This is a genomic window from Amycolatopsis sp. NPDC005232, assembly GCF_040607795.1.
Lineage (GTDB): Bacteria > Actinomycetota > Actinomycetes > Mycobacteriales > Pseudonocardiaceae > Amycolatopsis.
This window is the reverse complement of the sequence record NZ_JBEXHL010000055.1, coordinates 35913-42689: the sequence shown is the minus strand read 5'-3', so window position 1 is coordinate 42689 and position 6777 is coordinate 35913. Positions and strand designations below refer to the sequence as shown.

Annotated in this window: 5 protein-coding genes; 1 reads left to right on the top strand and 4 read right to left on the bottom strand. The window is 66.8% G+C overall.

What is annotated here, in order from left to right; translation table 11 throughout:
* Nucleotides 1-321: 321 nt before the first annotated feature.
* From ABZU76_RS48625 to ABZU76_RS48610, 4 genes are all read right to left on the bottom strand, one after another.
* On the bottom strand, nt 322-1566 hold the full coding sequence (locus ABZU76_RS48625; protein ID WP_354884400.1) for an MFS transporter: 1245 nt from the start codon (nt 1564-1566) through the stop codon (nt 322-324).
* Between the two features lie 685 nt (nt 1567-2251).
* On the bottom strand, nt 2252-3280 hold the full coding sequence (locus ABZU76_RS48620) for an aldo/keto reductase (protein ID WP_354884408.1): 1029 nt from the start codon (nt 3278-3280) through the stop codon (nt 2252-2254).
* Between the two features lie 237 nt (nt 3281-3517).
* Nucleotides 3518-4048, bottom strand: a complete 531-nt coding sequence (locus tag ABZU76_RS48615) for a nitroreductase/quinone reductase family protein (RefSeq protein ID WP_354884397.1) — start codon at nt 4046-4048, stop codon at nt 3518-3520.
* Between the two features lie 73 nt (nt 4049-4121).
* The gene (locus ABZU76_RS48610) at nt 4122-5030 is read right to left on the bottom strand and encodes an AraC family transcriptional regulator (protein WP_354884405.1); all 909 of its coding nucleotides are present in this window, start codon (nt 5028-5030) and stop codon (nt 4122-4124) included.
* A gap of 253 nt (nt 5031-5283) precedes the next feature.
* Between ABZU76_RS48610 and ABZU76_RS48605 the strand changes: the two genes are divergently transcribed.
* Nucleotides 5284-6180 carry an aminoglycoside phosphotransferase family protein gene (locus ABZU76_RS48605; RefSeq protein ID WP_354884394.1) on the top strand — a complete coding sequence of 299 codons (897 nt, stop codon included), beginning with the start codon at nt 5284-5286 and terminating at the stop codon, nt 6178-6180.
* Nucleotides 6181-6777 lie beyond the last annotated feature (597 nt).

The window sequence follows — 6777 nt, the reverse complement described above, 5'->3', positions numbered from 1 at the left end:
ATCGCGCGCTGGCCGCCGGTCGAGCCGGTCAGGATGATGGAACCGCCCTTACGCGCCCGCAGATGCGGGATGGCCGCCTTGATGGTGTGCCAGCCGGCGGCTCCCGTCGTTCTGGCATGACACAAGAACACCTGACCGCCAGTCCGTAGTTCTGACGCTGGCCTGGGGATACGCGGAACACCTGATCGCGGCAGGCAGCAGTTTCGCCCAACTGGGCGTGTCCGGCATCGACGGGCGGATTCGGCCGACCCGCAACAGGTCCTGGTTCACGGCGGTCAGGCTGAGATCCCACTTGGCGGGCACCGACGGCGCCTCCGCACGTCACTCCGGCAGGTCCCTGAGCCGCCGCAGCGGCGACGCGAGCAGGATCGCCGTCGACAGCAGCAGTCCGACGCCGACGACGTACAGCGTGGTCCGCATGTTCGTCACGTCGGCAAGCACGCCGCCGGCCAGGCTGCCGAGGGGCGCCATGCCGCGGATCAACGTCGTCGACACCGAGTTGACGCGGCCGAGCAGCCTGCGCGGGGTGGCGGCCTGGCGGAAGCTCACGGCGTAGACGTTGATGAGGATGATCCCGAACCCAGCGCCTACCCCGCCGGCGACGTACCAGGCCAAACCCCAGCCGGGCGTGGTGAACGCGTAGAGCAGGAACGAGCCCCCGTAGACGACGGCCGCCGCGTTCAGCGCCCGCGCCGCCCCGACCCGCCGCTCGAGCGGTCTCGCGACGGCGCTCGCCACCAACGCGCCGGTGAGGGAAACCGTGCTGAGCAACCCGATCGCAACCGGCGACAGCCCGAGGTCACGGCTGAGGAACACAACGCTGATGGCCATGAACATCGACTGGAACAGGCACGACACCGTGCCGTGCAAGGTGATGGCGCGGATGATCGCGTCGCCGAGCACGGCTTTCAGCCCTTCGGCGATCTCTTGGTGGAGGCTGCGGCCGGACCGTTCGCCGGTCGGGTCCGGCGTTTCGATGCGGCGCAGCCACAGGGCCGACCACAGGTAGGACGCGGCGTCGGCGGCCATCGCGCCCGGGTAGCCGAGGTACTGGATCACCACGCCGGCCAGGCTTGGGCCCGCGACCGCGGCGACGGATGCGTTCGTCTGCAGCCGCGCGTTGGCCTCGGGCAGGTCGGCGCGCGCGACGAGGTGCGGCACGTACGTCTGGTGCGCGACGTCGAAGAACACCCCGAGTACGCCCGCGAGCAGGACGACCACGAAGAGGTGCCAGAGCGTGAGCACCTGCGCCACCGCCGCGACCGGGATCGATCCGATCAGCACCACGCGGCCGAGGTCGGCGGCCACCAGCACGGGCCGCTGCCGGATCCGGTCGCACCACGCGCCGACCTGCAGCCCGAGCACCAGGTAGGGCAGCGTCGCGAGTGTTCTCAGCAGTGACACCTCGACCACCGAAGCCGACAACACGGTCGTGGCCAGCAACGGAACGGCCAGGAAGTCGATGCGGCTGCCGACCTGGCTCAGCGCGTCGGCGAGCCACAGCCGCCGGAAGTCCCTCGTACGCAGCAGGCCACCGCGGCGGGTGGCCACCCCCTCGTTCGCCACGGAAGCCACCGTGGCAGAGGTTCTTCGGGTCGGGCAAGAAAATTGAGTTGATTCGGCTCAAGTTGTACTTAACGACGCTGATCCAGGCCTGACCGACTGGCACGACGTGTTGTCTACAAGCCGGACTGTGTGTCGTTGACACCTCGCCCTGCGCCACGCAACGCACGGGCGGCAACGTGAACATCCAGGATCTCCACCCTTAGGTGCTATCCGCGGCGCACCGCACCCACGTAGCGTCGCGCATTGCGGGCCCGGAGGTTCCCAGACCCCGGGTCACCGGGCCCGTCTGCCGGGTCTCCGGGCGCCCTTGAACTGGCGAGTCGCTGCCTGCGCCAGTTGGGCCGCTTCTCCCGCTCCTGGCATGCGGCGAAGTTGACGAGGGCCGCTCAACTGTTTGAGGACCGACCTGAGTGCGTCTTCGATCCGCCAGCGGGCCTCGGCGATCCAGGCCAGGTCCGGCAGCGTGGACCGGCGGGGTCCGCAGCAGACGCACTAGGCGATCTCGGTCGGATCAGCGATCGTGCGTCCTCGGCCGTGCCTTCCCCCGCCGCGTCGGAGACGGCTGACAGCCATCCAAGCGATGATCAGCACTCTCTTGCCGCCCTGTGGAGACCTTCCCTGATCCGCTTGGAGGCTGCGCTGTGCGGTCCAGTATCAGTTAAGAAGGTCTCCACTGCGACGTTGGTCAGGCGGCGGACCGTTCGTCGGCCGGTCGGCGACGCAGGCTGACGGTCGTGACGGCCGGCGGTGCGTAGGCGACCTCGTTGGGTCCGGCGTCAGTGCCGGGCGGGGCGATCGCGTCGATCCGATCGAGGATGTCGTCGTCCAGGGTGACGTCAGCACCGGCCAGCAGGTCGTCGAGCTGCTCCATGGTGCGTGGTCCGATGATCGCCGAGGTGACGCCGGGATGCGCGACCGCGAAAGCCATCGCGAGGTGGGTCATCGGCAGGCCTGCCTTGTCGGCGAGCGGGATCAGCTGTTCGACGACGTCGAGCTTGCGGTCGGCCTCGAAGTGGTCCGGCATGAAGCTGGACCGGTGGCTGTCGGACTGCCGGCCTTTGCGGAACCGCCCGGTGAGCAGGCCCTGGCCCAACGGGCTCCAGACCAGCGTTCCCATGCCGTACTGACGGCAGACCGGCAGCACTTCGCGTTCGATACTGCGGTTGATGATCGAGTATGGCGGTTGCTCGGTCCGGAAGCGCTCCAGGCCACGGCGTTCGGCGACCCATTGCGCCTCGACGATGTCCGAGCCGAGAAAGGATGACGTGCCGATGGCGCGGACCTTGCCGCCGCGAATCAGGTCGGACAGCGTCGACAGCGTTTCCTCGAGGTCGGTCGTGGGGTCGGGGCGGTGGATCTGATACAGGTCGAGGTGGTCGGTCTGCAGGCGGCGCAGGGAGTTCTCGACCGCGGTCGTGAGCCAGCGTCGGGAATTTCCCCGGTGGTTGGGATCGTCGCTCATCGGCAGGCTCGCCTTGCTGGCGAGCACGATGTCGTCGCGGCGACCCTTGAGCGCCTTTCCGACGATCTCTTCGGATTCCCCGAGGGAGTACACGTCAGCGGTGTCGACGAAGTTGATCCCGGCGTCCAGCGCCTTGTGGATGATCCGGATCGACTCGTCGTGGTCCGAGTTTCCCATGGACCCGAACATCATGGTGCCCAGACAGTAGGTGCTGACCTGGATTCCGGTACGGCCCAGTGTGCGGTACTTCATGATTCTCCCTGCTAAAATGGACCGTGAAGCTACAATCGTCGCGGCATAAGTCCTGACCGGAACCGCTCGCGCTTTCCGGAAATTCCGGCAAAATAGTATCACCGGCTTTAATCCGGTAAGATCGTCGCGAATTGTTGCGAAATTATCTTTGTTCGAAATGGGCCCGGTGCCGTCGAGGCCGCCCGTGCGGATCTGCCGGGCGACCAAGCCCGGTACTCGTTGCCGGAAGGGTCGCGCTCAAGGGCGATCCGTCGCTGATAACGCGCGTAGTCTTTCGTCGTCGAACACGATCTCGACCAGCGGGCTCCGCGCCAGCCACACTTCGAGAATCTGGCGGCCGGCATGCTGAGTGCCGAGATCACTTCGGTTCTGCAGTGCGAGCACCTCGGTGATCACGCGTCGTCGTGTCGGCGCGTCGACCGGCAGTGCGGTCGCCAGCAGGTCGGCTTGGACTCCGTGTTTGAGGTGGACGGTGAACCGTGGGTTGGCGAGCACGTTGGCGTACCAGCTGCGAGCTGCGGGCATGCCCGTGAGATACCAGCGGCCGTCGACGTGGTGGAACCAGATCTCGATCCGTCGGAGCTGTCCGCTCCACCGACCCGTGGTCGTGATGTCGATCGTCCGCTCTGCCCTGCCCGAATTCGGTCCGATGTCGAGGGCACGCACAACCTCGACATAATCGTAGCCGCGGTCTTGATGTGCGCTCTGCCTGGCTTCAGCGTGCATGGCGGTTCTCTCCGTAGTGGCTTGATCCAGCACCTCCAGCACAGCAGCGCTCCGGTCGGATGGCCAACGAGATCCTCTTGCTTACTTGCACAATTCTCCAGCACGGAAGGGATCGTCACGGCAGTGCTTGGACTGACCCGGGGGTCTCTCCTCCCTTCAGTCGCATCGCGTCCACCCTCGGCGGGGCGCCGAAATGGCGCCGGTACTCCCGGCTGAACTGGGAGGGATTCTTGTAGCCGACCTGGTAGCTCACAGCGGTGACGTCCTTGGGATGGTGCGCCAGCAGTAGCCGCGCCTCTTGCAGCCGGATGTGTTTCTGGAACTGGACGGGTGTCATCGCGGTCACCTCCCGGAAGTTCCGGTGGAACGCGGACACGCTCATCCCCGCGAGTCGAGCAAGGTCCTCGACGCGGAATGATCGGACGTAGTTCTCCCGGATCCAGCGGACCGCTCGTCGGATGTGGGACAACCCGCTGTCGGCGAGACCGAGTTGGCGTACCGCGTCGCCTTGGTCGCCGGTGATCAGACGCCACACGATTTCGCGTTTGACCAGTGGGGCGAGCGCCGCCCGGTCCTGGGGCCGGTCCAGCAGCCGCAACAGCCGCACGATCGCTTCCATCAGTTCGACCGGCGCGTCGCTCACAGCGATACCCGGTCGGGCGGCTTCTGCGTACGGCGGCAACTCCACGGGCCCACTCGTGAGCAGCATTTCGGCGATCTCGGCGGGTTCGAGCGTCATCCCGAACCCGAGCGAAGGGACGCCCGGCATCTCACCGAGAAAATGCCCGGTCACCGGAAGATCGACGGAGGCGATCAGGTATTGGCCCACCCCGTATTCGTAGATCAGCTCACCCAGAGCCAGTCGCTTTCGTCCTTGAGCGATGACGGCGAGCACCGTGCCCGACATCCCGGTCTCCGGCGTACCACTCGGAGCGGCTTGGCAGATCCGAACGCCTTCGATCGCCGTGGTCCCGTCCGGTCGAACGTGCTGTTCCAGCAGCTCGCGGAACTCGTCTACAACCATGTCCCCAGTAGAACAAATCCGCCCAAGACCCCGCTGCACGCACTGCTGTTCGCAGTGTTGTCCGCCGAGGCCAGCTGCTCGATCGATGTCCCGAGGCTTACCGGGTATCTGTCGAACGGCGCCAGTGTCTTGCTCATCAACGCTCGCGTCACTTTTTGGATCCCGGCTACTGGCTTCTCTGCACTTTGGGGCCGTTCCGTCGCAAAGCCTCCGCTCCGCCACTGCGCCTGCTGCGTCAGTACACTGACTTCGCGTGACCGACTCCGAGATCGAGATCACCGCAGACCTGGTCCGCGACCTGCTGCAGGAGCAACATCCAGACCTTGCAGGGCTGACCATCCGCGAGGTGGCGGGCGGTTGGGGCAACCAAATGTGGCGCCTGGGGGACGAGTTGGCCGTGCGCATGCAGCGCATGGACCCAACTCCGGAGCTCCAGCTCAAGGAGCGGCGGTGGCTACCCGTGTTGGCCCCGCGCCTGCCGCTCCCGGTGCCGACCCCGGTGCGGTTCGGCGAGCCGTCCGAGCGCTTCCCCAAGCACTGGACCGTGATGACGTGGGTTCCCGGCGAGCCGCTGGACCACGTCACGATCAGCCGCGGCGCCCATGCGGCCGACACGCTGGCGAGCTTCCTCCAGGCGCTCCATGTGGAGGCACCTACCGAGGCACCGATCGCCACAGACCGCGGAGCCCATCCCCGGAACTGCACAGGCGGCTTCGAGAACTTCCTCCAGGCCGTTGCTCCCGACGACATCGCTGCCGACGTCCGGGCCGTCTGGGACGACGCCGTTGCGGCTCACGCGTGGGAGGGCCCGCCGGTGTGGGTGCACGGCGACCTCCATCCCGCGAACGTCGTCGTCTCGGACGGAACGCTCTCGGGCATCGTCGACTTCGGTGACATGTTCGCCGGCGACCCGGCGTGGGACCTCGCCGCCGCATGGGTGCTGCTACCCGCGGGCACGGCCTCACGGTTCTTCGACACGTACACGCACGCAGATGAGGCGGCGATCCGGCGCGCCCGCGGGCTGGCCGCCATGAAGAGCCTCTTCCTGATGCTCATGGGGCAGAACGGAGATCGGGGCCTCCCCGGCGGCAAGCCTCACTGGGGACCTGCAGGCCGGGCGGCACTTGATCGTGTTCTGAAGGGCGTTTGACGGTCGCTGCTTCGAACCTGTTCTCGATCCTGGTCGAGGGCCATGTGGCAGCCCGTCACCGCAGCAGATCGTAGGCTTCGCAACGTCGTCGGGCTCACGTCACACGCGGTCAGGTCCCACAACCACCCCTCCGACGGCTCATGCACGGCCGAGGAAAAACCACAGCAGACCGGAATCGGTAAACAGGGCAGCATGCCATGTTGACTGAACCAGCACAGGTCGCGCGGTGGACGGGCTGGCTTACGAGCGACCTCGGGCTGGGAGGCGTGGGCGTGGTGGATCCGGTGGTGCGGGAGCTTCCCCGATTGGGCCGGACGCTCCGTGCGGCGGCGACGCCGTGCTGGCAGATTCCCGCGTGATCACGTCCAAGATTCCACGAACCCGTGCACTTTGGTGTTCGACCTGCTCGCCGAGGACCGAACCGACCGGCGGCGCCGGCCTTACCGGGCGCGGTGCGAGCGGGCGGCTGGTCGACGCCACGGTGTGGCCCTCGCCGTGAAAGTGGCCCAATGATCTTGCCCTGAAGTGACCCGCGTTCCGGTGCCATCCCGACCTTAACGTCGAGAGGAAGATCAACTATCGGGCGGGAGTGCAAGA

What these genes read in the sequence shown, in the direction of transcription:
- ABZU76_RS48620 (WP_354884408.1), bottom strand. Translation starts at nt 3,280, where the DNA reads ATGAAGTACCGCACACTGGGCCGTACCGGAATCCAGGTCAGCACCTAC.
- ABZU76_RS48610 (WP_354884405.1), bottom strand. Translation starts at nt 5,030, where the DNA reads ATGGTTGTAGACGAGTTCCGCGAGCTGCTGGAACAGCACGTTCGACCG.